We start from the raw sequence: 2,643 nt of genomic DNA, 5'->3' as shown, positions 1-2,643 counted from the left end.
GGAAGTAGAAGCTCAAGAAGCCCAACAATTGATGGCAACTCATTGCTACATCTGTCACAGTCCAACAGCTTCTGAAACCGAAGGTCGTATTGCTCCACCCATGGTTGCTATCAAAGCTCGTTACTTGATGAATAATGCTACAAAGGAGGAATTTGTTTCACACATCACACAATTTGTAGAAAACCCAACAACAGATAATGCCATTATGTATGGTGCGGTGGACCGATTTAACGTCATGCCCAAACAAGTCTTTCCGGAAGGCGTCGTGCAAAAAATTGCCAATTATATGTATGAGTACCAAATTGAAGAACCTTCCTGGTTTAAAGAACATTGGGAAAATAGCGGCAACGGACAAGGAAAAAGAAAGGGAAAAGGGGAGTGGTTGCAAAGTGGTAAAAAGTTAGTAGTTGCTGAAAAACCAAAAACCTACGAAGAAATTGGATTAGAATATGCCTTAGCTACCAAAGCAGTTTTAGGTAAAAACCTGATGGGTGCCATTCAATCAAAAGGAACAATGCATGCGATGGAATTTTGTAATGTGCAGGCCATTCCATTAACCGATAGCATGTCAACGTATTATAATGCAAAAATCAGACGCGTTTCTGATAAAAACAGAAACCCTGCTAACAAAGCTAATGCAGAAGAACTGCAATATATCGAGCAATTTAAAGCCGATGTAGTGAATAAAAAAGAATCAAAACCTATTGTGATTGACAAAGGAAATCAGGTGCAATTTTATTATCCTATACCAACCAATACCATGTGTTTGCAATGCCATGGAACACAAGTGAAACCGGAGGTTACCAAACAAATACTCAAATTATATCCAAATGATTTGGCCGTGGGTTATGGCGAAAATGAAGTGAGAGGCATTTGGAGTATTACTTTTGAAAAGAAATAAGAGATCGTTTAAAGACAAAAATAATGAATAAAAAAGCACTGATTTTAACGGCAGTTGGCGTAATTGTAGGCTTACTGGCAGGCTGCGTACTATCATTTTGTAGGTTGTAATTCCGGCACTTGTGCCATTACATCTAATCCTTTAAACAGTACCTTGTATGGAGGTGTAATGGGAGGTTTGTTGTTCAATATGTTTGTTACATCTCCTAAAAAGAAGGAATAATGGCAGTATTTTTCAATCCATGCTTCAATAATTTCCTTTTTTTTGGCAGGAGCTATTAATAAATCAGTGCGTTAATTAGGGCGAATATAAACACCCGATCGTAATATCATCATCTGGAGGTTTTGATGATAGTTTTTTGGTTAGTGAGCAAGCATTTCTGAAAAGAAGTGCTTGTTTTTTTGTGACCTATGTTACACTGTAACATTTGTTACTTCCTGAGCATTTTTTGCGATTTAAATTTGCCTCATAATTCAGATACAATAACATGAAACGAATCAAAACAATTATTTTTTCAGGAAGTCTTTTACTTTCATTGGCTTTGTATAGTCAAGATACTATTCAGATTTCTAAAGTAGATTTAGTGCAAAAACTATCGGACCAAAATCTGCAATTAAAAATTGCTGAAAAATCATTTGAGTCGGCTCGTTCCGATTACCGGCAGTCCAATGCTCTTTTCTTGCCAAGTATAACTGCGTCAAATAGTGCTTTGACAACTACTAATCCATTAACAGCTTTTGGTTCTAAATTAAATCAGGAAATCTTAACGGCTTCCGATTTTAATCCGGACTTGCTAAATAATCCGGAGCAGACGCAAAATTATGCCACCCGTTTCGAAATTTTACAACCGATTATTAATGCCGATGGCATTTTTGAACGCAAAGCTGCTAAAGCAAAAATGGAAGCGTATCAATTGCAAACCGAACGCACAAAGGAGTATTTGGAATTAGAAGTGAGCAAGTCGTTTATGCAACTACAAATGGCATACAAAGCGGTTGGAGTTTTAGAAAAAGCCAATCAAACGTCGCAAGCAAATTTAAAGTTGGTAGAAAATTACTTTAAGCAGGGAATGTTACAAAAAACGGATTTACTTTCCGTGCAAGTTCGAGTTGGTGAAATTGCCAACCAATTGCAGTATGCCAAAAGTGCTGTAAAAAATGCGTCGGATTATCTGGCGTTTCTTTTAAACGAAGATACTAATGGAGGTGTTTATAAACCTATAGAAACCTTAGAGAATGAGATGCAGCCGGAAACCATCAATGTACTTTTGCCTGCCTCTCGTAAGGATTTAGTAGCGATGGAAAAATCGTCGGAAGCCTATAAAAGCATGATGCGATCAGGTAAAATGAGTTTTTTACCTCGATTGAATGCTTTCGGATCGTATGAAATTTACGATACGCAATTCATGCAATTTGGAGCTAGCGGTTATACGTTAGGAGCCCAATTATCGTGGGATTTATTTGATGGGTACAAATCCATAGGTAAACTGGAAAAATCAAAAGTAGAATTCCAAAAAGCGGAAGTGGAAACCGAACAATACAAAAAACAAAGTCAGTTGGAACTTAACAAAGCATCACGTCAACTGATAGATGCCGAAAATAAAGTGAATGTGACCAAACTGGCATTTGAACAAACAGAAGAAAGTTACCGCATCCGTCAAAACCGATTCACACAAGGATTAGAAAAAACATCCGATTTATTGCTAACAGAAACGCAAATGGCTCAGAAGGAATTGGAGTATT

At 37.3% G+C, this 2,643-nt stretch carries 3 protein-coding genes; all 3 read left to right on the top strand.

Annotation, left to right across the window (positions count from 1 at the left end; translation table 11 throughout):
- On the top strand, positions 1-901 hold a 901-nt coding region (locus ACIQ2S_RS12830), incomplete at its 5' end, for a DUF3365 domain-containing protein (RefSeq protein ID WP_396176614.1).
- A 126-nt stretch (positions 902-1,027) separates the two neighbouring features.
- The gene (locus ACIQ2S_RS12825) at positions 1,028-1,123 is read left to right on the top strand and encodes a hypothetical protein (RefSeq protein WP_396176616.1); all 96 of its coding nucleotides are present in this window, start codon (positions 1,028-1,030) and stop codon (positions 1,121-1,123) included.
- Positions 1,124-1,388: 265 nt separating this feature from the next.
- The coding region (locus ACIQ2S_RS12820) for a TolC family protein (protein ID WP_396176612.1) at positions 1,389-2,643 on the top strand (1,255 nt) is incomplete at its 3' end.

The organism is Flavobacterium sp., from assembly GCF_044371705.1.
Taxonomy (GTDB): Bacteria; Bacteroidota; Bacteroidia; order Flavobacteriales; family Flavobacteriaceae; genus Flavobacterium.
The sequence above is the reverse complement of the archived record's forward strand: the minus strand, read 5'-3'. Positions and strand labels throughout refer to the sequence as shown.